Here is a 24,974-nt window from a genome sequence, read left to right on the forward strand (position 1 = left end):
TTATTAAAGTATAATTTAATGTTAGATAAAGTTTTTTGCAATTTCTAATAATTGTTCCTTTGTATTTAATGAGCTATTATCTAATACGCTATTTAATAAAAAGGTTAATATTTCTCCAATAATTTTACCAGGCTTTAAGTTTAATTCTTTAATTAAATCAGCACCGGTTATGTTTAAATCTTTAATAAAAAGAGGTTCATTGTTTTCAAGAATAGATTTTACTCTAGCATTCATATAATCCACTTTTTTTAAAAAAGGAACCGGGTCCCAAAGAGAATTAATATCTGCTCTTTGAAGATCGAACAGTGTAAAGATATTATCAACTCCAACACGAAGTAATAACCTTTTAATTTCACCATCAGTAGGCATATAATCAACATTTAAAACTAAATGGTCATAAATTATAGCTGAGACTTTATTTATAGTATTATTATCAAATTTTAATCTAGCTAATATAGGTTTACTAATTATTGCTCCTTCTTTAGCATGACCAGGGAAGTAACAATGGCCATTAGGTAATTCTTTAAGTGTATTAAGTTTACCAACATCATGAAATAATGCTGATAATCTAAGAATTAAATCATTATGAGTATTACTAATAACATTTAATGTATGATTAAATACATCCCTATTATGATTATTACAACGAGGGGTATAGTTAACTAAAGCATTAATTTCAGGTAAAATAATCTCTAATATACCAATATCTTTAAGCATATTTAAACCGCTACATGGTGAATCTGACATAAGAATTTTACAAAGTTCATCTCTAACTCTTTCAATACTTATATTTTTAATTAATTTATAGTTATCTTTTATTGCAATATATGTTGATTCTTCAATTTCAAAGCCTAGTTGACAACTAAAGCGAATAGCACGAAGCATTCTTAAAGCATCTTCTTGAAATCTTTTAGAAGGTTCTCCAACAGCACGAATTATTTTATTTTTTATATCATCTAACCCATTAAAGTAATCAATAAGACCTTCTCTATCATTAAATGCTAAGGCATTCATAGTAAAATCTCGTCTAGATAAGTCTTCTTTTATATCAGATACAAAGTTTACAGATTCAGGACGACGATTATCTAAATATTGTCCTTCAGTTCTATAAGTTGTAACCTCTAAATTTTCATTATCTATCACAACAGTAACAGTTCCATGTTGTATTCCAGTTGGGATAGTTTTGTTAAATAAATTTTCAGTTATGTTAGGAGTGGCAGATGTAGTTACATCATAATCTTTAGGTTCTTTTCCTAATATACAGTCCCTGACACATCCACCAACCATAAAAGCTTCATAATTATTTTTATAAAAAGTATCTATTATAAATTTAACATTCTTAGGTGTATTAATAAGCATATAAAATCATCCTCTAAATAATAATTTTAGTTATTAATATATTTTATCATAATAAAAAAAGAAAAAGTTAAAAGTTAAAGGACAAATCCACTAACTTTTAACTTTTTCTTTAACTTATTATTACCTTAGTTCCATCTTCGATATTATCATAAATCCATTTTGCATCTTCTGTTTCTAATCTTACACAACCATGAGATGCAGGAGTTCCAAGGGTATAGTCTAATATTTCACTTTGGCTTTCATCATAAGGAAGTGAGTGAAATAAATAGTCTCCTAAAAATTGAACCCAGTACTTTCCACCCTGACCATAGGAATCAGAGAAAAACCAATCACCACGATTAAGCACTGTAAATACTCCTGTAGGTGTATCTTCACCATCAATTCCAGTTGAACAAGAAAAATCTTTTACCAAATTCCAGTTGTTGGCGTAACCTTCATAGACATAAGTAATTTGTTCAGCTAAATTAACATATATTAAATTGGAAGTTAAACTTTCAATATTTAAAGTATTAATATTTTGAGATGAAATAGATTGTAGCATTGAAGAAGTTGCTTGATCATCTTCAGAAGCTAAATCAGAGGAATTAACAGCCAATAGATATTCATCTCTAGCATCAGAAATTGAGCTAATTTTATTTGCTATATCTTCATCATCTGCACTTATAATAGTGCTATTAGCATTGCTTAATAACTCTATTGCTTTAGTATAATAATCTTCTTTAATTAAATTATCTGCTTCAGTAAATAATTGTTCTTTATAATTTTCAGCACATTCTGATATATTGGTTTGAGCTGTATTATAATACTCAGATGAAGAAGGAATTTTATTAAATAGTTCTATAGCTTTAACAAAATTATTATTATTTTTACTTTCTATTCCAAGTTCTAATAAAGTATTATAATCATTTTCTGAGGAAGCTGTATAATTATCATCTAAAGAAACTATTAATTTATCTAAAGATTCATTTAATAATCCGTAAGTTTTAATTTCATTAAGTATGGTTAATGCATCTTCTTTACTAATTGTATTTGTTAAGAGATTATTACAAAGTTTACTTACTGCTGATGAAAAATATGTTGTTAAATCTTTATTTAAAGTTTTTTGTTTAATTTTTAAATAAAAGTTATCTGAATTAATAATATTTTTAGCTTCGGTAAAGTTTAATTTATTAAATTCAGAGTAGAAACTATCTCGTATTGCTATGTACTTAGAATTTGTATAATAAGTAATGGTAAATCCAATTATAATAATTAGAGAAATTATAGTAATTATTTTAAAAACATTAGATTTAGATTTTCTAAATAAATTATTCAAACTAATACCTCCTAAATAGTTATATCTTAATAATTGACTAATTATAGGAATTTTAAACATATTTATTTTTATTTAACAAAAAATACATGAGATAATTTGGTATAGTGTGATATACTTATATAGTGAAAATTGATGATAATTAATTGAAAATTAAATATAAAGTCAAAGTCAAATTTAAATTTAATGGAGGATATATGAATAAAAGAACTAGTATAATTAATATATTTACTTTTAGTATGAGGCCTAAAAAATATATTTATTTGATAAAAGAAAAATTATCAAAGGCATTTATTTATGTTTTATTACTTTCAGTAATACTGGGAATTATTCAAGGGTGTATGAGTACCTATGTAATTTCTAATGTAGAAAAAACTGTAGAAATTTTTCTAAAGCAAGATGAATTAAAATTTGAAATGAAAGATGGAATATTAAATTTTCCAGCATCACCAATAAAGGAAGAGGAAGGACAAACATTACTATATATAGATACTACTAAGTCTTTAGATGATTTAGATTCTATTAGAAATATAACTGTTCATAAGGAAGAGGTAACAGTTATATTAAAAGATGGGGTAATGACTAAATTTAATTCCGAGCAAAGCACATTTAAATATTCAGATTATGGATTAGATAAGATTAATATAAATAATGATATAGTTATAACTGCTTTAAATAAAATATATATTATAAAATACTTTATAATACCATTTGTAATTATAGTTAAATTTATACAATTATTAATGTGGGCATTAATGATATCTTTAGTTGGAGTAGTTAATAATTTAATTAGTCCTAAAAGGATAAAATATAAAAAAATATTTGCTCTTTCAATATATGCTATTACATTACCAGCACTAATAAATTTAATATATCCAATAGGTGCTTTATCGGTTCTTATCGGAGGATTTACTTTAATGTTTGGTATAAATTACATTAATTATTATGATAATAAAGATATCCAATAAATTTTTATTGTTGATAAATTATAATTTATATGATAAGATAAGAGTGTTAATACTCTGGAGCGTTAGTTAAACGGATATAACACGCCGCTACGGACGGCGCATTAAGGGTTCGATTCCTTTACGCTCTGCCATCAAAAGAACTGCTAATTAGTTAGCAGTTCTTTTTTTTATTTATAAAATTAAGTTTACTTGGAAAACTAAAAATATAAGGTATAATGAAAAGTTTTTTCATAATAAAGAGGTAAAATTATATGATTGATGTATTAATAAATTCATTAGATGAACATAATGAAGCTAATATTCTTGCAACTAAAGAGTTAAATCCAAGTAAAGTATATTATATTAGAAGCAAAGATGATTTCGACAAAATGAAAGTTGTAACAGAGTATTATAAAAATAATTTATCCACTATAGAAATAAAAGAGTTCATAGTAGATGAAGGTGATAATAGACAACTAGAAGAAATAATTAATGAAGTTAAAAATAAAAATATTATTGTAAATTTAACTGGTGGAAAAAGAATTAATTCATTGATTTTATTAGATTTATGTATAAAAAATAAGATTACTGCAATATACATCAATATTAAGAAAAAAGTTATGTATGAATTTAAAGATGGGGTAAATTTAACAGATAAAAGCTTTGAGGATTTAGATATAGAAGATATAGTTAAAGCTGCTGGGGGAAAGATTGTAGAAGATTCATCAGAACTTTGCAATAAAAAAGATTTGATATATTTTTCAGAGCAAATATCAAAAAATTTATCTTTATGGCATGAACATAAGCAAAAATTATATGAAGCAAGTATATTTGAGCATGATAGTAATGAACCACAAAAAATATATATTCATAAAGAAAATTTATCTGAAAAAGAAATTAATTTATTAAATATAATACTTAATAAATTATATGAAATGAATGAGATTACATATAAAGAAGAAGCTAATAAAGTTATTGTTAATTTTAATAATAATTATTTAAAGGCATTTATATTTAAAAGTGGAACATGGCTCGAAATTGAGACAAATAAGTTGGTTAATAAAGTAGATGAGATAGATGAATCCAAAAATGGCGTTATGTTTTTATGGAATGAAAAAAATAATTCTGTTAGAAATGAAGTAGATGTAGTAGCAGTAAAAGATTCAGTTCCAATATTTATTTCTTGTAAGGATAGTGATAAATATAATGAAATGGCTCTTAATGAGTTAAATGTTTATGCAAATAAAATAGGTGGCCCTAATGCATATAAAATATTAGTTGCAACAAAGGAGCCATTAAAACTTCCAGTACGAACAAGAGCAAAAGAAATGGGAATACATTTAATTATATTTGATGGAGACGAGAATAAATTTATTAAAGAGTTTAAAAATATAATTAAAAAGGATTAAATAAAGTATATAAAAATTACAAATGGCAAATTAATAAGAGTCATCTTTATTTGCCATTTGTTATAAAAATATTTTAGAGTAAGAGTTAACCTAAGTTTATTTTTTCACCAATCTTTTCTCCCATATTAACTTTTGTTTCAAAGCCAAAGGAAGATTGCAGTAATATATCATCATCAATTAATACTGTATTGGGTTTAAAGAATAAAATTGTTGTAGAACCACCAAATTTAAAGTAACCTTTTTCGTCACCTTTTTTTACTTTGGTATTTGGTTTGTAACTTTGAATTATAGAACCAACACATGTTGCACCAACTTCTACATGAATTATATCTCCAAAGTTTTTAGAATGAAAAACACTCCATTCACGTTTGTTTTGACAATAAAGCTTAGGAATTCTTTCTAAGGCAACAGGATTTACAGAGTAATAATTACCATTAACAATATTAGATTTTTCTGCAATACCGTCATCAACAAAGTGAAGTCTATGATAATCTATTGGGCATAATCTTAATACTAAACAAGTTCCACCTTCATATTCTTTAGCAATTTCATCATCTTGTAATAATTCAGATAAACTATAACTAATATTCTTAACTTGAATAATATTATCTATTGAAATATCAGTATAGGCAAATAAACGCCCATCTCCAGGAGAGATTAATATATTTTTATCTTTATTTATAGGTCTAGCTTCTTTTGTAAGTTTTCTTGTAAAGAAATCATTAAAGCTTTTAAAGTCTGATGGATCAGTAACACACATATCCATATCAATATTAAAATTTTTTATAAAAGAAGGAATTTTTTTTGTACTTATTTTAGTGTCACAATAGATTCCATATAATTTAGAAAATAATTTTCTTTTTACTAATAACTCTAAAAACCCTTTGCCAATAGGTGATTCATATGCCCATCTAATGGATTTTTCACCGGCAACATTTTCAGTATCATATTTATTTGTATGTCTATTATAAACTTGTATCATTTATTTACCTCTTATTTACTAACTAAAACAATATAATAATTGAATATTATACATATTATAACAAAAAAGTTTAGTTTATTTAATGAGATATTATATATTTTTACTTAAAAATACATTAATATCTTTTAATTTATATCAAAAATTATTTAATAAAACTTAAAGTAAAAGGTTGCACAAAATGCACAACCTTTTAATATTATTCACCGAATTTTTCAACAAATTCGTCAAATGACATAGTTCTATCAAATATAGTACCATCATTATTTATTTTTATTATTCTATTTGCAACTGTTTGAACTAATTGGTGGTCATGAGAAGCAAATAAAATATTACTATCAAAGTCTCTTAAACCGTTATTTACAGAAGTAATTGATTCAAGGTCTAAATGGTTAGTAGGGCCATCTAAAATTATTACATTAGCGTTAGATAACATCATTTTAGAAAGCATACATCTAACTTTTTCTCCTCCTGATAATACATTAGCTTGTTTTAAAGCTTCTTCTCCAGAGAATAACATTCTTCCTAAGAATCCTCTTATGTAGCTTTCAGATTTTTCTTCAGAGAACTGTCTAAGCCAATCAACTAAGCTTAATGAACAATCATTAAAGAATTCAGAATTATCTTTAGGGAAATAAGAAGTAGTTATAGTTATACCCCATTTAAATTCCCCAGCATCTGGTTCCATTTCTCCTGTTATTATTTTAAATAAAGTAGTGATTGCAATTTCATTTCCGATAAATGCAATTTTATCTTCTTTATTTACTCTGAAGCTTACATTGTCTAAAACTTTAACACCATCAATAGTCTTAGATAATCCTTCAACTACTAATATATCATTACCAACTTCTCTTTCAGGCTTGAATCCAACGAATGGGTATCTTCTGCTTGAAGGTTGGATATCATCTAAAGTAATTTTATCTAATAATTTCTTTCTAGATGTAGCTTGCTTAGATTTAGAAGCATTAGCACTGAATCTAGCAATGAAGTCTTGTAATTCTTTAATTTTTTCTTCTTTCTTCTTGTTTTGATCTTTAGCCATTTGTAATGCTAATTGGCTTGATTCATACCAGAAGTCATAGTTACCAACGTATAATTTAATCTTACCAAAGTCAACGTCAGCCATATGAGTACAAACCTCGTTTAAGAAGTGTCTATCGTGTGATACTACGATAACTGTACCTTCAAAATCTCCAAGGAAGTTTTGAAGCCATTTAATTGATTTAATGTCTAAGTGGTTAGTAGGCTCGTCTAGAATTAATATTCCAGGGTTACCAAATAAAGCTTGAGCAAGTAATACTTTTACTTTTTCTGCACCAGTTAATTCAGACATTAATTTATAATGTGAGTCAGTTCCGATTCCAAGTCCTTGTAATAATGATGATGCTTCTGATTCAGCTTCCCAACCATTTAGCTCGGCAAATTCACCTTCTAATTCAGCAGCTTTGATTCCGTCTTCATCTGAAAAATCAGGTTTAGCATATAAAGCATCCTTTTCTTTCATTATTTCATATAATCTTTTATTACCCATTATAACTGTTTCTAAAACTTCAAATTCATCATATGCATAATGGTCTTGTTTTAAAACAGACATTCTTGTATTTGGGGCAATTATAACTTCACCAGTATTTGGTTCAACATCTCCAGATAATATTTTTAAAAATGTAGATTTACCAGCTCCATTAGCACCGATAACACCATAACAGTTACCAGGAGTAAATTTGATATTAACATCTTCAAATAACTTACGAGACCCATATCTTAAACTTACGTTTATTACATTAATCACTCAACATACCTCATTTCATTTATTATTCTTTCGCTATTATAACACAAAGTTTTTATATTTTCATGAAAATATGCAATATTAGGATAGTGAATTAGTGAGAAAATTGCAAAAAAAATCTTTGTAAAAAATTACTTAAAAACAATAGAAAAAGCTACCGTATAAAAATTATATTAATAACTTCAATACAATAGCTTTTTCTATATTACACTAAATATTTATCGAGGTCTTCTATATTTTCTATATCAAATATATCTAGTGCAATATTTATAATATATTTATTTTCTAAGTCTTCAAGTTTTTCAAGGTACTTATCAGATATTTTACCAAATTTTTTATTCAATAATTTAATCAATAATAAATGCTGACCCTTTTCAATACCATCTTCATATAAGTTAAGCATAGAATATCAACCTCTCATACTAAGATTTAATTATATTACATAAGTAAAGACACAAATAAAATGACTTAAGCTACCTAATAAAATAAATATATGAAATATTTCATGATTACCCCAATTACCTATTTTTAGAGTATTAGGTTTTAATGCATAAATAACTCCACCAATTGTATAAAGCACACCACCTAGAATTAATAAAAATAAACTAATACTAGGTAAAATAGCTGATAGAGGTTTTAGCATAAATAAAGCAGCCCAACCCATACCAATATACATAGCACTGTTTACCCAACTAGGGCAGTTAAACCAACAAAGTTTAAATATAATTCCAAATATTGCGATAGAAATCATTATAGTAAACATAGTAAATCCAAATTTTCCACCTAAGGATACTAAACAAAATGGAGCATAGGAACCTGCTATTAATACAAAAATCATTGAATGATCTAGTTTTTGAAATATAGAAATAACTTTTTCTGTTGAAATTATTCCGTGATAAGTTCCTGAGGTTGTATATAAAAGAATTAAACTAATTCCAAAAATAGCTACAGATATTATTGTAACAGTAGAAGCTCCGTTAGACATAGCTTTAATAAGCATTGCAATTAAAGCAACTAATGATAATAAAGCACCAGTAAGATGGGTAATAGAATTTATAGGTTCTCTAAATTTTTTATACATAAAATACACCTCTTATTTCAACAAGTAGTTTTTAAAACTATATGATATTATATTAATATTATTATTTATATGTGCAAGTTAGTCAAAGTTTATTTTGGGAGATTTAAAGAAATTAAAATGAAATACATATGTTTTTCTTGAAAATATTAGAAAATACTATTAATATTGAAATATAACAATGATAATAAGTGGTTTTTAAAACTAGATGGAGGCCTTATGGACATAAATGAAATTTTAAATGGATTAATATTAGAAAATAATATTAAATTAGATGAGATACCTGAAATAGATTTATATATGGATCAAGTAATACAATTATTCGAATCAAAACTATCAGCTCAAAAGAGAAATGAAGATGAAAAGATATTAACAAAAACAATGATAAATAATTACGCTAAAGGAAAGTTATTATTACCAATAAAGAATAAGAAATACTCAAAAGAACATTTGATATTAATGTCATTAATTTATAATTTAAAGGGAGCATTATCAATTAATGATATAAAAAGTAGTTTAGATAATATAATAAATCAGTGTGAAGAGAATGAAAATTATCCATTAAGGGAGTTGTATTCTTGTTTCTTAGAACTATGTGAGGTAGATGCAGGGGTCTTCAAAGAGGAAGTCGCTACTAAGGTTGAAGCAATTAATAATAATATTAATGAAAATGATAAAATAAATGGAGAACTTGAAAAGAAGTTTTTATTATTATGTTCTTTAGTTAATATGAGTAATATGTATAGAAGGATGAGTGAAAAATTAATTGATGAATTTTTTAGTGAAGGAGAGAAATAGTCATGAAAAATTCAAATGATTTAAAAAGAGAATTAGATAGAATTGATGGTAGAGGTTATAAGTCTTATAAGGATTTAGAGGGGCAATATGATTTTGATAAATTTATATTAAGTATAGATCATGTTCAAGGTGATCCTTTTGCAGCACCATCAAGAATTAGAGTTATAGTAAAAAATAATATTAATAAATTTCCTATAGAATTATTTAAAGAAGGATATAAAAGAGTTGCTTTATGTGATTTTTTAACTAGACTTTTCACTAAAAATATATATAAGTATGGAGAAAGAATTTTTGGTTCTGGAAAAAGTGGTATTATTGAAATAAGTAGGTGTCCACAACAAATACTAGAAAGGTCTTCAATAATAATAGATAAAGAGAAAATAGAGGCCAGATTTTATATAGGATTTCCTGCAAGAGGAAGAAGTGTACTATCAAAGGAGTTAGAAAAAATATTATTTAATATTTTGCCTAATATAATTGAGAATACTCTAATTTATACAAACATTAACACTAGAAGATTAATTGAAAGAATAAAGCTTGTAGAAGATCAACAATATATTAGAAATAATCTTGATAAACATAATTTAATAGCTTTTGTAGCGAATAACTCAATACTTCCAAGAGAAAGTGGAGTGTCAGAAAAGCCATTAAATAGTGGGAAAAAATTTATTTCACCAAAGTCGTTAGAAGTAGAATTTAATACACCTAATAGAGGAAGTATTAAAGGAATGGGAATACCTAAGGGAATAACACTTATAGTTGGTGGAGGATATCATGGTAAGTCAACATTACTTAGAGCTTTAGAGCTTGGTGTATATAATCATATTGAAGGTGATGGAAGAGAGTTTGTTATAACTGATGATTCTGCTTTAAAAGTTAGAGCAGAAGATGGAAGAGCAATAACAAAGACTGATATATCACTGTTTATAAATAATTTACCTAATGGAAAAGATACTGTTAGTTTTTACACTGAAAATGCAAGTGGAAGTACATCACAAGCAGCGAATATAATTGAAGGAATTGAAAGTAATACAAAGTTATTTTTAATTGATGAAGATACATCAGCAACGAACTTTATGATTAGGGATAATATTATGCAACAGCTTGTAGCAAAGGATAAAGAACCAATTACACCTTTTATAGATGTTGCAAAAAGTCTTTATAGTAAGCTTGGGATATCAACAATACTAGTGGCAGGAAGTTCAGGAGACTTTTTCGATATTGCTGATTTAGTTATTCAAATGGATAATTATGAACCGTATGAAGTTACTGAAAAAGCAAAATCTTTAAGCAAGGGAAATTTTGAACATGCTAAAGAAATAAATATAGATATTAATTTTAATAGAGTATTACTTAGAGGAACTATAGAAGCAGGACCAAAAGGTGTTAAAATTAAAACTTTAGGTAAGGATGGTATATCTATTAATAAAGAAAATATAGATTTAAGGTCTGTAGAGCAATTAATAGATAGTGAGCAATTAAATACTATTGGGGCTGCAATGAAGTATGCTGAAAATAATTTAATGGGTAAGAATTTAACTTTATCACAAATTGCAGATAAGATTTGTGATGAAATGAATAAAAACCTTATTGATATTGATAGAATAAAAGGTGGATATGGAAGTCTTGCCAAGGTAAGAAAGCAAGAACTATTATGTGCGTATAATAGATATAGAAAGATAAAGATAAAATAATTTGAATAAATGGAAAAAATATCTAGTATATTTTCGCAAAGTATGGTAATATTAATATTGTAAAGTTAATAATTTACAATATGGCTTGTTGGTCAAGAGGTCAAGACGTCACCCTCTCACGGTGAAATCAGGGGTTCGATTCCCCTACAGGTCACCATATTAAGAAATTTAAGAGCAAACTGTAGGTTTGCTCTTTTTTTATTTATAAGAAAGTAGTAATTATATTTTAATAAATATAATTATTACTTTAAAAGGTAAGTTAAACTGCTGTTAAAGTAATTTAATTGCATGTTAAATACAGTTAGTATTGCATAAAACAAAAAGATGAGTATAATAAAATATAAATAATATGTTGAAAGGAGAAAAATGGTGAACAAGGAAATTCTAAATTTGCAAGAAGTATGTGAATTGTTAAATGTTAGTGAAAAAACAATGATTAAGTTATTAAAAGAAGAAAATATACCAGCAAGAAAAATTGGAAGAGAATGGAGGTTCAGTAAACAAGCAGTTATTAATTGGTTAGGTACAGGAAATTCATTAGAGTATAGCGGTACTGAGGAATATTTAATAGATATATATGAAAAAGATACTAGCAAGCTTTTAGATTTACTAGATAGAGTACACGAAAGAGTAAGTATAATTAGAAAAAATAAAAAATAGAGCACTTTAATGTCAGGGGATATGTTATGAAAAATATATTTAAGATTTATAAGGGAGATTTAAAAAGAATTTTTGTGAGCTATGCAGCTATTATTGTAGTAGCAGCGTTATGCATATTACCGTCTTTATATGCGTGGTTTAATATAAAGGCATCATGGGATCCTTATTCAGAAGCGGCTACAAGTGGAATAAAAATAGGAGTAGTTAATAATGATTTAGGAACAGTATTAAATGATAAAGAAATAAATATAGGTGATACTGTAGTTGATGAGCTTAAAGATAATAGGAGCTTAGGATGGCAGTTTGTAAGTGAGGAAGAAGCAGCAAAAGCTGTTGAAGAAGGAACTTATTATGCGATGATAACTATTCCTGAAAGTTTTTCTGCTGATTTAACATCAATAATTGATGAAGATATAAAAAAAGGTGAAATAGTCTATACAGTTAATGAAAAAGTTAATGCTATTGCACCAAAGTTAACTGATAAGGGAGCTAGTGGAGTTAAAGAAAAAGTAAGTAAAGCTGTTGTTGAAACTGTAAGTGAAGCTATATTTGGAGTTGCTAATGAAGTAGGAATAGAATTAGAGAATCAAATTCCTAAAATATCAACAATACATAATTCATTATTAGAGTTACAAAGTAAATTTGATAATATAAATAATACAACTGATTTAGCTTATGATGGGGCTATAAAATTAGAAGATTTAATAAAAGAAATACAAGAGGAGATTCCTTTAATTCAGTCTACTATAAAAAATGCTCAAAGTTTAAGTATTAGTGTTGAAGAGTTTTTAACAGATTCAAAAGATGCAGTTAATACATTAGCACCAACATTAAAGGAAGATATAAAAATAATAAATGAAATTTCAAATGAAGTATTAAAGCATACACAAGCTCTTATTGATGCAATAAATTCAGGTTCAGATAAGGTTCCAGAAATAGTGGACAACCTAATAACAAAAGTAAATGGAATTCAAGAAATGACACAATCACTAATAAGTATGTTAGAAAAGCTGAATAAGTTTAACCCAGCAAGACCATTTGATGAGGTTATTAGTCAATTACAAAGTGTTAGTGATAGTTTAAATATTGTAGTAGAAACTTTAAATACAGTAAAAGATAATGTAGCAAATGGAATAACTCCAGATTTAAGTCTATTAAATAAAATAATTACACTATCTACTAATGTTTCAGATATTACTAATGGATTATATACTAATTTTGATTCAAGTATCATTCCAAAATTAAATGAGATTTTTGATAAGGGATATGAAGTTGCTGAAGGTGCATTAGTTGTTTTAAAAGAGGCAGAAAATAAGCTTCCGCAAGTAGAAGATATTTTGAATATTGCAGTTACTGGTGTAGATAGTGGAATTGATGGATTAGAGTATGTAAAAGAAAAGCTTCCTAAAGTAGAAGAAATGATTAATGAAATAACAGAAAAAATAGGAAAAATAAATAATAATGAATCATTACAAGAAGTAGTAGATTTATTGAAGGCTGATGTTGCAAAGAGAAGTGATTTTTTAGCTAATCCAGTTGAGATTACAGAAAATAAATTATTTCCTATGCAAAATTATGGAACAGCTATGACTCCTTTTTATACAGTACTATCATTATGGGTAGGAATTTTACTTTTAGTTTCAATTTTAAGTGTACATGCTGATGGTGAATATAAACCTGTAGAAGTTTATTTTGGTAAATTATTATTATTCTTAAGTATAGCATGTATACAAGGATTAATAGTAGCATTAGGAGATTTATATATATTAAAAATTTATTGTGTAAATCCAGGAATGTTTGTGTTAGGTAGCATATTTACTAGTATGGTATTTACTTTTATAGTATATTCTTTAGTTTCTGTATTTGGAAATGTAGGAAAGGTAATAGGAATAATATTATTAGTTCTTCAAGTAGCTGGTTCTGGAGGAACATTCCCGATACAACTAACACCGCAATTTTTCCAGATTATTAATCCATTCTTACCATTTACGTATGCAAACTCTTTTGCTAGAGAAGCTATAGGTGGTGTAGTAACAAATGTATTAATAAATGATATTATTGTTTTATCATCATATGTAATTTTATCTATGCTAATTGCTATTGTGTTAAAGAAACCTATAAATAAACTTTTAAGTGGATTTATAGAGAACTTCCATAAAAGCAAAATAGGTGAGCATTAATTAAAGTAGCATTATTTATCATAAATATAGCAATAAATAAAAAGGATGTATTATATTGAATTAGTATTCAATATAATACATCCTTTTAAGTTCTTAATAAATGAAGTTTGCGATTAAAACTATAACAGGTAAAGTTATTAAAGTTCGTTCTATAAATATAATTATTAATTCTTTTATATTTACTGGGATTTTTGATCCAAGTAGAACTCCACCAACTTCAGACATATATATAAGTTGAGTTACTGATACAGCAGCAACTATAAATTTTGTCATTTCACTAGTTATTGTTGTTGAAGCAACAACTGAAGGAAGTAGCATATCTGCAAATCCAACAACTAATGTTTGAGAAGCTTGAAGGGCTTCAGGTACTTGTAATAATTGAAGTATTGGAACAAATGGTAATCCAAGTATTTTAAATATTGGAGTATAAGTTGCAATTATAAGAGCTATAGTAGCCATACACATAACAACAGGAAGAACTCCAATCCACATATCTAAAACATTTTTGAATCCATCAACAAAGAATTCTTTTATGTGAGAATTTTCTTCAGCTTTTTCAATTGCCTTTTTATATCCCCATGAGAATGAAGTATATCCTTCTGGAATAGATTCATCTATTTTTTTAGTTTCACCATTATAATAAGTATCTTTTTTCTTTGATAATGGATAAATTCTTGGAACTATTATTGCTGCAACTATACCAGCAAATGTTACAGTTAAATAAAATGGCACAAACATATTTCCAAGTCCAACAGTATTTATTACCACTAAGCTGAAAGTTATTGAAACTGCTGAGAAGGTAGTACTTATAGTAGCAGCCTCTCTTTCTGTATAGAAACCATCTTCATATTGCTTATTAGTTAACATTATTCCAAGGGTTCCATCTCCTAACCAAGATGTAATACAGTCAATTGATGAACGGCCAGGTAGTTTAAATACAGGTCTCATTACTTTTGTTAATAATGCACCGAAGAATTCTAATAGGCCAAAGTTAAGTAACAATGGTAAGAACAAACCTGCAAATAGGAATATTGAAAATAATACAGTTAAAAGATCATGTAATACAAATGCACCAGTATCTCCACTAATTATCATTTCAGGTCCTATTTGAAATGCAGCTAGTACCCCAAATATTCCACCAAGCACTCTTGCAGTTAACCATAATGGTGTAGTACTAAAAAGTGAGTTTAAAAATTTATTATTAACGATAAATTTTGGTTTTAATAAAGTTGTTATTAAACTAATAACTGCTGATAAAGCTAGTGTTCCAGTTATTATATAAACAAGATAATCTCCTAAAAAGTCAACTAACATGCTTGAAAAAATAGCAATAGGAATTGTTATATCTCCGTTATGCTTTACTGGTATCATAAAAAGTATTACACCCAGTATTGATGGAAGTATAAATTTTAAGTTATCTTTTAAAGTTACTTTTTTATTGTCAACGGGTTTTAATCCTGAAATCTCCATAACGTTCTCCTTTTATACAGAATTTTTTTATAATTATTCATCTCTATTCATTTTATATGCAAAAATATTAAAAATCAATAGTATAAATGTATAAAAAACAAAAAAGTTTTATAAAATTTAATGTTTATGTATAAAAATTAAGAAATGCAAAAGATTTATGCACAAATTCATATATGTGGAAATGAAACTTTAAAAATACTACAATATTTAATAGGAAATTTTTATAGCAAATAATTAAAAACATAATTATAATATATAGATAATAAGCTAGATTTTGGGAGATGACATAAATGAACTTTAGAGAAGGTATAAAACAGTGTAATAGAATAGTTGTTAAAGTAGGAACTTCAACTCTTACTTATAATAATGGAAATATTAATTTAACTAGAATTGAAAAATTAACTAGAGTTTTATCAGATTTAATGAACTCTGGAAAAGAAGTTGTTCTTGTTACATCAGGTGCAGTTGGAGTAGGAGTAAATAAGCTTAAATTAAAGGAAAAACCAAAGACTATAAAAGAAAAGCAAGCTGTTGCGGCTGTAGGACAATGTGAGCTTATGCATATATACAGTAAATTTTTTGGAGAATATAGTCATATAGTTGGGCAAGTATTATTAACTAGAGATGTTGTTGAAGATGATCATATAAGACAAAATGTTGTTAATACATTTGAAACTTTAATAGATAATAGAATAATACCAATAGTAAATGAAAATGATACTGTTGCTATAGATGAGATAGAAAATATAGTTAGATTTGGTGATAATGATAATTTATCTGCTATAGTAGCGCAATTGGTATCAGCAGACCTTTTAATTATATTATCTGATATAGATGGATTTTATGATTCAGATCCAAGAAAAAATCCAGATTCAAAACTTATAAAGATAGTAGAAGAAATAACTCCTGAATTAGAAGCATGTGCTGGTGGTGCAGGAAGTAATCTTGGAACTGGTGGAATGGCGACTAAATTAACTGCAGCGAAAAGAGCTATAAATGCAGGATGTAATATGATTTTAGCTAATGGTGAGAATCCAGAACTTTTATTAGATATTATCAGTGGAAAAGATATTGGAACATTATTTATAAAGAAGTAGTTATAAGAGGAGATCATAATAATGAGCGAATTAATTGTTAAAGGTAAAAAGGCAAAAGAGGTATCTTTTATATTAGGAAATATTAGCACAGCAGAAAAAAATAATGGATTAAATGCGATGGCAGATTTTTTAGTTAATAATAAAGATGAAATAATTTCTGCAAATAAGTTAGATTTGCAAGCAGCAATAGAAAAGGGTACATCTAAATCTATGCTTGATAGATTAGCTTTAAATGAAGATAGAATAGAAGCAATGGCAAATGGATTAAAACAAGTAGCTGCACTTCCAGATCCAGTAGGTGAAGTTTTAGGAATGTGGACTAGACCTAATGGATTACAAATTGGTCAAAAAAGAGTTCCAATGGGAGTTATAGGTATAATATATGAAGCAAGACCAAATGTAACTAGCGATGCAGCAGGACTTTGTTTTAAGGCAGGAAATGCAGTTATTTTAAGAGGTGGTAGTGAAGCTATAAATTCTAATAAAGCTATAGTTAAAGTTTTAGTAAAAGGACTTAAATCTGTAGGGCTTCCAGAAGATGCAATTCAATTAGTAGAAAATACAAGTAGAGAAGTTGCAACTGAAATGATGAGATTAAATGAATATATAGATATTCTAATACCAAGAGGTGGAGCAGGTCTTATTCAAGCAGTAGTAAAGAATGCAACAGTTCCTGTAATAGAAACTGGCACAGGAAACTGCCATATATATGTGGATGAATATGCTGATTTTGAAATGGCTAAAAATATAGTTATTAATGCAAAAACATCAAGACCATCAGTATGTAATGCAGCAGAAAAATTATTAGTAAATGAAAAGATTGCTAAAGAATTTATGCCACTAATTTTAAAATCTCTAAGAGATAAAGAAGTAGAAATTAGAGGTGATGAATCAGCAATTGCTTATGATTCTTCAATAATAAAGGCAACTGATGAGGAATGGTACAACGAATATTTAGATTATAAAATTGGAGTAAAAGTAGTTAAAGATATAGACGAAGCTATTAATATAATTAATAAATTTGGATCAGGACATTCAGAAGCTATAGTTACTAAAGACTATGAAAATTCTCAAAAGTTTTTACAAAAAGTAAATGCAGCAGCTGTTTATGTTAATGCATCAACTAGGTTTACTGATGGAGAAGAATTTGGGTTTGGAGCTGAAATAGGTATAAGCACACAAAAGCTTCATGCAAGAGGACCTATGGGACTTAAAGAATTAACTACTATTAAATACATTATTTACGGAAATGGACAGATAAGATAAGTGAGCCTCCAAATTTTAATTTGGTTAGGCGAACTTACTCATTCGACGTAAGGAGAAGGAGTTTCCTTTTAAAGACCTCCAAATTTTAATTTGGTTAGGCGAACTTGACTGAAATTCCAAATTTTAATTTGGCAAGTTGAAGTTACACACAGTGTACTCATTCGACGTAAGGAGAAGGAGTTTCTTATAAAATAAAAAAAAGCCTAGAGTTATTTTTATTGGGGGACAAATAACTCTAGGATAGGTGAAACGAAAAAATTAACTATCTACAAGTAATATAATAATCCTTAATTGTGTCATATTAGTGACAATTAAGGATTTTATAAATTTCACTTAACATAAGAAAAAATAAAAGATATTATATTTTACACTATTAAATAGTATAAGAAAGGTATGAATATTTATGAAATTTGAGATAGTAAAATTCAATGAATTATCAGTTGATGATATGTATGAAATTGCAAAATCTAGATTTGAAGTTTTTGTTTGTGAGCAAGGAATTACTGAAGAACAAGATTTTGATGATAAGGATAAAGAATGTTATCATATAATGTTAAAGGAAAATGGAAGAATTGTTGCATATAGTAGAATTGTACCTAAAGGTTTAGCATACGAATATACTTCTATTGGAAGAGTCTTAGTCCTTGAAAGTCATAGAAGAAAAGGGATAGCTCAAAAAATGATGAAATTTGCCTTAGATTTTATTAAAAATAATTTAGATGAAAATATAGTAGTTTTATCGGCACAAGAATATGTTAAAGATATGTATAGTAGTGTAGGATTTAAGGTTATTTCAGAGATTTATAATGAAGTTAATATTCCACATGTTAAAATGAAAATAGAATTATAAAATAAAGTATACAATAAAGGAAAAAGTACATATCCTATAGTATTAAAGTAGTATATGTAAGGGGCTAAAAATGATATATATTATAGGCTGTTGTCTAATTATAGCATTAATAACTTTAGGAATACTAGTTATAGTAAATAGATATGGAAATAGGCATATACGTAAGCTTAATGAACTACCTAAAGATTGTGATGTAGTTATTATTTTAGGTGCAGGAGTTAGACCAGATGGAAATCCATGTGATTTATTGGCTGATAGATTACAAACAGGAGTAAAAACTTATTTACTTGGATATTGTAAAAAAATTTTATTAACTGGAGATAATAGTGGTGAAGCTTACAATGAACTTGCAGTTATGAAAAATTGGATAATAAAAAATTATAATATTCCAGAAGAGAAATTGCTCATAGATAATATGGGGTTTTGTACTTATGATAGTATGAATAGGGCAAAAAATATTTTTAATGTTAAAAAAGCAATCATTTCAACCAATAGATATCACTTACCGAGAGCTATTTATATTGCTAAGAGGTTTGGTATTGAAGCATATGGTGTGCCATCAGATTTAAGGCAATATGATAGGATGAAAAAATATAAAAGAAGAGAAAAATTAGCGCAAGTTAAAGATTTTTTTTTATGCCTTATAAAGATAAATAAATAATATATTTTTAGAGGGAATATATATTGTTTTATGAAAAACATATATACTCCCTCTATACATATTTATAAATAGACTTTTATATTACAATTAATTTCTATACCCATTTCCAGCACCTGTTTGTGCTTTTATTTGATGAAGATTAATTTTTCCTTTTATATTTGTTATTGCATTATATATTTTTTCAAATTTATTTGAATTATTAGCTACAGCATTAACAATATTGTTATCGGAATGAATAGTAGTATGTTTATATCCATTTCCAGCTCCAGTTATAGATTTAATCTCATGTAAATTTAAAGTACTTCCGTATTTATTAAAAACTTCATTAATTTTTTTTGCTTTTATGTTTTCCATAATATCCTCCTATAAATTAGAACTAAGTTTTTATTTTTAATTTTAATAGTATATTTTGAGTACTATGATTTTTTATTTAATCATCATATCTATCATTATCATCGTACTGATCATCATCGTAGTAATCATAATTATGGTCAATATCTATATCTAATCCAGAGTGTGATTCTTTTGCATCGATAATATGATCTATTATATCTTCATAAATATGTCCAAATTGAGTTTCCAATTCGTTTTCTAAAATATCATCCCATTTTTCACCGTTTTTATTATATAAATTTATTGCCCAATCCGAACCATATTTGTTATTTAAATAGTTTTCTATTTCTGATTTAATATTGTTATTAATATTGTTATTTGCAGGTTGTACACCTATAGTTTTTGTAGTTAATTTACCGTTACTTGTTTTAGCCCAAGCTGTTATGCCAACTCCACCGCATACTGCAGCTAATACTAAACCTATTATTAATTTTTTCATAATTTAAATTCCTCCACTTTTTTATATTACTAAATACAATTGTTATTTCGATTTTAGGTGCTTTTTTATTTATAGACTTTATTAATGTTGTCGTTATTAAATACAATATTTAAATTTGATTTAGGGACCTTTTTTAAAAAAATATAAAATTTTTATAAGTTTTTATATTTCTAAATAATAATTAGTTTTATATTTTTTTAGATTTATCTCTTTTGTCGTTATTAAATACAATATGTAATTTTAATTTAGGTACTTTTTATTATAGAAAATAAAAAAATTTAAATATTTGTTATAATAAGTATTAATGAAGAGTTTATTATAAATTTTGGAGGAAACATGATAGAGCTTAATAAAGAAGGGTATGTATTAATTACAGGTGCTAGCTCTGGCATAGGATATGAAATAGCAAAGCTATATGCGAGTGATGGATATAATCTAATATTGATTGCTAGAAATATTGAAAAGCTAAAAGCTGTAGAAAATGAATTAAGTCAATACAATATAGAAATAAAAACTTTAAGTTTAGATATATCAAAGGATTCAGATATAAAAAAATTAATTAATTATATTGAAATAAATAAAATAATAGTTAGGATTTTAATAAATAATGCTGGAATTGGGTCATTTGGAGATTTTAAAGATATTAATTGGGAAAATGAAGAGGCCTTAATAGACATAAATATAAAATCTTTAACTAGATTAACAAAATATTTTTTACCGAAAATAATAGGGGTAAAGGATGGAGGAATTTTAAATGTGGCTTCAACTGCTGCTTTTTGCTCTGGACCTAGGATGGCAGCTTATTATGCTTCAAAAGCATATGTACTTAATTTAACAGAAGCTATATATGAAGAGTGTAAAGAATATGGAATTAAAGTTTCATGTCTTTGTCCTGGTCCTGTAAAAACGTCTTTTCAAAGCAAGGCAGGAATTAATAAAAGTGAAAGTGCTAAAAAGTATTTAATGGATGCAGAAGAGGTTGCAAAAATTTCATATAAAGAATTTAAAAAAGGTAAACTTATTATAATTCCTGGGATTAAGAATAAATTATTGGTAATGGGAAATAAGTTCTTACCAAGAAGTATTTCAAGAAAAATAATAATGAAAACTAATAAAAAATAATGGAGGATTTTATGGGACATTTTGATGGATATTTATTAGTTTCTGATATGGATGGAACACTTTTAAATAGCAAAGGAAAATTATCAGAAGAAAATAAGCGTGCTATTGAATACTTTGTAGATAATGGTGGACAATTTACCTTAGCAACTGGACGTATGTTACCTTCTGTAAAAAGGCATATTCATAAACTAAAGGTCACACTACCTGTTATTATGTATAATGGAACTAAGATATATTATTTTAGTAATGATGAAGTAATTTATGAGAAGTTTTTAGAAGAAGAAAGAAAAGAAATTATAGAAGTTGTTGCTAAGATAAATTCTAATGTTGGAATTGAAATATATAGTGATGAAGTAGTTTATATTTATAAATCATGTAAACAAACTGAGAGATTTACTAATTTAGGCTATAATGTAATTTATGAAGTTGATGAAAGTATTTTTGAAAAAAAGTGGACTAAGGTATTAGTAGTAGGAGATAAGAAAGAGTTAGATTTTGTAGAAAATTATTTAAAAGAAGTTTATGGTGATAAAGATATTGTAAGAAGTTCTTCTATATATTTAGAAGTAATACCAAGAAATATATCTAAAGGACAAGCACTTCAAGAGTTAATAAAATTCAAGGAAATAGAAAATTTTAAGATAGTAACCGCTGGAGATAATATGAATGATGTGGAGCTTATAGAAGTGGCACATTATGGATTTTGCATAGGTAATGGAAGTGAAGAGTTAAAGAAAAAAACAAAATATATAACTCCAAGTAATGATGAACATGCTATTGAATTTATAATAAGATGGATAGAAAATCAATTAAAATATAATAATATAGGTAATAGGTAATAATTTAATTAAGATCTCATAATATATTTTAAAAGTAAAACCTCTAAATCATAAAATGAAATAGAGGTTTTCTTTTTTTATATAAATAATTGTATTATTACATATAAGGACTAATTTCTAAAAATAACTTCTTCTTTTGAGAACATATACTTAGCAAAAAGAATAGATGAAACTACATATAATATATGCCATATAACAACTATTAAAATATGTTGAACATTAAAAATTCCAACCATGAACTCTTTCATTAAACAAACTGCATTTGCTACGGGAATATTGAAGAATACAAGTTTTATACTTTTAGCATCCATCATCATTGGAAGGTACGATAAAAGCATTGTTGGGATCATAACTCCTGAAAGATAAGTTCCAGCTTCTTTTGATGAACGAGCATAAAGACTTATGGCCATTTGTAATGCAGATAATGTTACTAATAAGAATAAGGATATTCCTATAATACCTAAGATTGCTGTTGGAGTAAGAGAAATTTCAAGACTACCCCCATAATTCATAAAACTATTCATTGAAAATACCATTGCAATCATATTAACAATAAGGGTTAAGAATGAGATAGAACAAAGAGCTACAATTTTACCCCAAAGAATAGAACTTCGTATAGCTGGTGTAGATAAGAGTGGTTCAAAAGTACATCTTTCTTTTTCTCCAGCTCCTAAATCTGCTGCCATTGCTAAAGTTGAAGATACCATAAATATTACCAATAAGCTTGGAAGCATACTTAACATAATAGTTCCAAATCCATTATTTTCACTAGAATCAGTATTAATTCCGGATTTAACTTCAATTTGAAATGGATTTAAAACTGAAGCATCAAGACCATTAGCTATCAGTTTAGATTCTACTAGTGAGTATTTATAATTTTCAAAAATACTGGATAGTAATTGACTTGCCATAAGTGATTTATTTGATTCTTCATCATATAATATTTGAATTGTAGATAAGCTATTATTTGAGGAGTTTTCAGGGAAGTTTTCAGGAATTACTATAATAGCTTGAATATCTCCATTTTTTAAAGCATCTTTATTGTTATTAACATTAGGAGTTTTAATATTAGGTTCATTTAATAATAATAAAGCTATATCAGAGTCTAAATCTCCTTCAATAACAATATTAATTTCTTTTTGAACATCATTTTCCATGTCAGTTACCGCAGATGAAATAAATTTAAACATTACAGGATATAATATTATTGGAAGCAATATTGTGAATAGTATAGCTTTTCTATCTCTAAAAATATCTAATAGTTCTTTTTTTAGAACAGTCAAAAAATTATTCATTAACATTACCTCCTATTAGTTGTAAGAAAACTTCTTCTAAATCGTCATTGTTGTATTTAAGTTTTAATTCTGAAATAGTACAATTTTCTAAAAGCTTACCTTTATTAATAATAACAACCCTATCGCAAAGTTTTTCTACTTCTTTCATAGAATGGCTTGAAAATAATATTGTCTTATTTTCTTCTTTGCATTTTAAAATAAAATCTTGAACTATTCTGCTAGCACTTACATCAAGACCTGTAGTTGGTTCATCAAATAACATTACAGATGGAGTATGAACTATAGATCTAGCTATTGAAATTTTTTGCTTCATTCCCCTAGAATATTTTCCAACAGGATTATTTATATATTCCTCCATACCAAAACTTTTAGATAATTCATGGATTTTTTTATTAGATTCTTCTTTAGTCATTCCATATAAGTCTGCAAAGTATTTTATATTTTCTTTTCCGCTTAATCTTTCATAAAGACCAACATCACCACCAAAAAGAATTCCAATTTCTTTTCTAACCTTTTCAGGATCTTTAGCAGCATTTATATTATTTACTATAATTTCGCCACTAGATATTTTTAACATGGTAGAAATCATTCTTAAAGTTGTAGTTTTACCGGCTCCATTTTCACCTAAAAGGCCAACAATTTCACCGGGAGAAACAGTAAAAGAAATAGAATCTACAGCAGTAGTCTTTTTGAATTTTTTACTTACATTATTTAATACAAGCATATAAATGTCCCCCTTTATTTTTATAAAAATATGAATAAAAATTCAAATGCATTGAATAATTATACAAATAGATGTATAATTTGGATAAGAATATTATAAAGTAAATTTATGTAAAATAAAACAAAATTCGTACTATTCCCATAATAAAGAAAAGAAAAACTATGTTAATTTTGCTCTTGACAGATATTGGGGGAGAATATAGAATAATATCAAATAGATATTAAACTAAAAAATTTTAAGTTAAAAAGTACACTTTAAATTGGTCCAGAGAGGCCAGAAAGGAGTATGTAGGTATGTTATACGTAAATTTAAATAACAATAGTTACATAGTAAAATTATCAAAAGAGTTTTCTAAAAATGATTTTAAATATTATAAGGATAGTATGGAGAGATTTACCAAATAATCATCTCCTTACTATCCTTTTGTTTTAAATAAGATTCTAAATCTATGATTTAGTTAATCGAATTTGAATGAAACTCAAAACTTTAATTTGGTTAGTTGAAGTTACACAATGTGTATTCATTTAATGTTAAGAGAAGTAGTTTCTTTATTTAAAATTACAAGAAGCTTTTATGGGGTGTATTTTTAGCAAGACGTATATTAAGGGAGTATATA

At 26.6% G+C, this 24,974-nt stretch carries 23 protein-coding genes and 2 tRNA genes; 14 read left to right on the forward strand and 11 right to left on the reverse strand.

Annotation, left to right across the window (positions count from 1 at the left end):
- Nucleotides 1-21 precede the first annotated feature (21 nt).
- Both LPC13_RS05890 and LPC13_RS05895 read right to left on the reverse strand, forming a co-directional pair.
- Complete coding sequence (locus LPC13_RS05890; RefSeq protein ID WP_195245183.1) at nucleotides 22-1,359, reverse strand: CCA tRNA nucleotidyltransferase; 1,338 nt, start codon at nucleotides 1,357-1,359, stop codon at nucleotides 22-24.
- A 109-nt stretch (nucleotides 1,360-1,468) separates the two neighbouring features.
- Nucleotides 1,469-2,674 carry a L,D-transpeptidase gene (locus tag LPC13_RS05895; protein ID WP_051040663.1) on the reverse strand — a complete coding sequence of 402 codons (1,206 nt, stop codon included), beginning with the start codon at nucleotides 2,672-2,674 and terminating at the stop codon, nucleotides 1,469-1,471.
- Nucleotides 2,675-2,868: 194 nt separating this feature from the next.
- Between LPC13_RS05895 and LPC13_RS05900 the strand changes: the two genes are divergently transcribed.
- The 3 genes from LPC13_RS05900 (at nucleotide 2,869) to LPC13_RS05910 (ending at nucleotide 5,027) form a co-directional block, all read left to right on the forward strand.
- On the forward strand, nucleotides 2,869-3,639 hold the full coding sequence (locus LPC13_RS05900) for a DUF1189 family protein (RefSeq protein ID WP_040418911.1): 771 nt from the start codon (nucleotides 2,869-2,871) through the stop codon (nucleotides 3,637-3,639).
- Between the two features lie 56 nt (nucleotides 3,640-3,695).
- Nucleotides 3,696-3,770: transfer RNA gene (locus tag LPC13_RS05905), tRNA-Arg, on the forward strand.
- Nucleotides 3,771-3,890: 120 nt separating this feature from the next.
- Nucleotides 3,891-5,027 carry a Card1-like endonuclease domain-containing protein gene (locus LPC13_RS05910; protein WP_005211869.1) on the forward strand — a complete coding sequence of 379 codons (1,137 nt, stop codon included), beginning with the start codon at nucleotides 3,891-3,893 and terminating at the stop codon, nucleotides 5,025-5,027.
- Nucleotides 5,028-5,112: 85 nt separating this feature from the next.
- Here LPC13_RS05910 and LPC13_RS05915 read toward each other — a convergent pair whose 3' ends face one another.
- The 4 genes from LPC13_RS05915 to trhA form a co-directional block, all read right to left on the reverse strand.
- Nucleotides 5,113-6,009 carry a phosphatidylserine decarboxylase gene (locus LPC13_RS05915; RefSeq protein WP_234088689.1) on the reverse strand — a complete coding sequence of 299 codons (897 nt, stop codon included), beginning with the start codon at nucleotides 6,007-6,009 and terminating at the stop codon, nucleotides 5,113-5,115.
- 196 nt (nucleotides 6,010-6,205) lie between these two features.
- Entirely contained in the window at nucleotides 6,206-7,795 is a 1,590-nt protein-coding gene (locus tag LPC13_RS05920; RefSeq protein WP_234088690.1) for an ABC-F family ATP-binding cassette domain-containing protein, read from the reverse strand.
- 202 nt (nucleotides 7,796-7,997) lie between these two features.
- A complete protein-coding gene (locus LPC13_RS05925; RefSeq protein ID WP_005211860.1) occupies nucleotides 7,998-8,195 on the reverse strand; it encodes a DUF4351 domain-containing protein in 198 nt (65 codons plus the stop codon).
- A gap of 30 nt (nucleotides 8,196-8,225) precedes the next feature.
- Nucleotides 8,226-8,873 (reverse strand): PAQR family membrane homeostasis protein TrhA, encoded by a 648-nt coding sequence (gene trhA / locus LPC13_RS05930; RefSeq protein WP_005211859.1) that lies wholly within the window; start codon nucleotides 8,871-8,873, stop codon nucleotides 8,226-8,228.
- Nucleotides 8,874-9,089: 216 nt separating this feature from the next.
- On the opposite strand from trhA, the gene LPC13_RS05935 reads away from it, so the two are divergent.
- The 5 genes from LPC13_RS05935 to LPC13_RS05955 all read left to right on the forward strand — a co-directional run bounded on the left by LPC13_RS05935 (nucleotide 9,090) and on the right by LPC13_RS05955 (nucleotide 14,202).
- Nucleotides 9,090-9,668, forward strand: coding sequence for a DUF1836 domain-containing protein (locus tag LPC13_RS05935; RefSeq protein WP_195245188.1), 579 nt, complete (start codon nucleotides 9,090-9,092; stop codon nucleotides 9,666-9,668).
- A 2-nt stretch (nucleotides 9,669-9,670) separates the two neighbouring features.
- A complete protein-coding gene (locus tag LPC13_RS05940; protein WP_234088691.1) occupies nucleotides 9,671-11,362 on the forward strand; it encodes an ABC-ATPase domain-containing protein in 1,692 nt (563 codons plus the stop codon).
- A gap of 82 nt (nucleotides 11,363-11,444) precedes the next feature.
- Nucleotides 11,445-11,519, forward strand: a tRNA-Glu gene (locus LPC13_RS05945).
- 212 nt (nucleotides 11,520-11,731) lie between these two features.
- On the forward strand, nucleotides 11,732-12,022 hold the full coding sequence (locus LPC13_RS05950) for a helix-turn-helix domain-containing protein (RefSeq protein ID WP_051040662.1): 291 nt from the start codon (nucleotides 11,732-11,734) through the stop codon (nucleotides 12,020-12,022).
- A 26-nt stretch (nucleotides 12,023-12,048) separates the two neighbouring features.
- Nucleotides 12,049-14,202, forward strand: a complete 2,154-nt coding sequence (locus LPC13_RS05955) for a YhgE/Pip domain-containing protein (protein WP_234088692.1) — start codon at nucleotides 12,049-12,051, stop codon at nucleotides 14,200-14,202.
- A gap of 93 nt (nucleotides 14,203-14,295) precedes the next feature.
- Here LPC13_RS05955 and LPC13_RS05960 read toward each other — a convergent pair whose 3' ends face one another.
- Nucleotides 14,296-15,672: a YjiH family protein gene (locus LPC13_RS05960; RefSeq protein ID WP_005211837.1), complete on the reverse strand. Its 1,377-nt coding sequence runs from the start codon at nucleotides 15,670-15,672 to the stop codon at nucleotides 14,296-14,298.
- A 290-nt stretch (nucleotides 15,673-15,962) separates the two neighbouring features.
- Here LPC13_RS05960 and proB point away from each other — a divergent pair, with 290 nt between their 5' ends.
- From proB to LPC13_RS05980, 4 genes are all read left to right on the forward strand, one after another.
- The gene (gene proB / locus LPC13_RS05965; protein ID WP_195245191.1) at nucleotides 15,963-16,769 is read left to right on the forward strand and encodes a glutamate 5-kinase; all 807 of its coding nucleotides are present in this window, start codon (nucleotides 15,963-15,965) and stop codon (nucleotides 16,767-16,769) included.
- Nucleotides 16,770-16,790: 21 nt separating this feature from the next.
- Entirely contained in the window at nucleotides 16,791-18,035 is a 1,245-nt protein-coding gene (locus LPC13_RS05970) for a glutamate-5-semialdehyde dehydrogenase (protein WP_234088693.1), read from the forward strand.
- A gap of 403 nt (nucleotides 18,036-18,438) precedes the next feature.
- A complete protein-coding gene (locus tag LPC13_RS05975) occupies nucleotides 18,439-18,885 on the forward strand; it encodes a GNAT family N-acetyltransferase (protein WP_005209646.1) in 447 nt (148 codons plus the stop codon).
- Between the two features lie 70 nt (nucleotides 18,886-18,955).
- The gene (locus LPC13_RS05980; protein WP_005209649.1) at nucleotides 18,956-19,546 is read left to right on the forward strand and encodes a SanA/YdcF family protein; all 591 of its coding nucleotides are present in this window, start codon (nucleotides 18,956-18,958) and stop codon (nucleotides 19,544-19,546) included.
- A gap of 87 nt (nucleotides 19,547-19,633) precedes the next feature.
- Here LPC13_RS05980 and LPC13_RS05985 read toward each other — a convergent pair whose 3' ends face one another.
- Together LPC13_RS05985 and LPC13_RS05990 are read right to left on the reverse strand one after the other, a co-directional pair.
- A complete protein-coding gene (locus LPC13_RS05985; protein ID WP_195245193.1) occupies nucleotides 19,634-19,900 on the reverse strand; it encodes a hypothetical protein in 267 nt (88 codons plus the stop codon).
- Between the two features lie 76 nt (nucleotides 19,901-19,976).
- Nucleotides 19,977-20,378, reverse strand: coding sequence for a hypothetical protein (locus tag LPC13_RS05990; RefSeq protein ID WP_005209652.1), 402 nt, complete (start codon nucleotides 20,376-20,378; stop codon nucleotides 19,977-19,979).
- A gap of 336 nt (nucleotides 20,379-20,714) precedes the next feature.
- Here LPC13_RS05990 and LPC13_RS05995 point away from each other — a divergent pair, with 336 nt between their 5' ends.
- Together LPC13_RS05995 and LPC13_RS06000 are read left to right on the forward strand one after the other, a co-directional pair.
- On the forward strand, nucleotides 20,715-21,500 hold the full coding sequence (locus tag LPC13_RS05995; RefSeq protein ID WP_005209654.1) for an SDR family NAD(P)-dependent oxidoreductase: 786 nt from the start codon (nucleotides 20,715-20,717) through the stop codon (nucleotides 21,498-21,500).
- An 11-nt stretch (nucleotides 21,501-21,511) separates the two neighbouring features.
- Nucleotides 21,512-22,339 carry an HAD family hydrolase gene (locus tag LPC13_RS06000; protein WP_234088694.1) on the forward strand — a complete coding sequence of 276 codons (828 nt, stop codon included), beginning with the start codon at nucleotides 21,512-21,514 and terminating at the stop codon, nucleotides 22,337-22,339.
- Nucleotides 22,340-22,449: 110 nt separating this feature from the next.
- Here LPC13_RS06000 and LPC13_RS06005 read toward each other — a convergent pair whose 3' ends face one another.
- Together LPC13_RS06005 and LPC13_RS06010 are read right to left on the reverse strand one after the other, a co-directional pair.
- A complete protein-coding gene (locus LPC13_RS06005; protein WP_005209658.1) occupies nucleotides 22,450-23,640 on the reverse strand; it encodes an ABC transporter permease in 1,191 nt (396 codons plus the stop codon).
- Nucleotides 23,627-24,358 (reverse strand): ABC transporter ATP-binding protein, encoded by a 732-nt coding sequence (locus LPC13_RS06010; RefSeq protein ID WP_005209659.1) that lies wholly within the window; start codon nucleotides 24,356-24,358, stop codon nucleotides 23,627-23,629. The genes LPC13_RS06005 and LPC13_RS06010 overlap by 14 nt, the downstream gene beginning before the upstream one ends.
- Nucleotides 24,359-24,974: the final 616 nt, after the last annotated feature.

It is taken from the genome of Clostridium celatum, assembly GCF_021412605.1.
GTDB lineage: Bacteria > Bacillota > Clostridia > Clostridiales > Clostridiaceae > Clostridium > Clostridium celatum.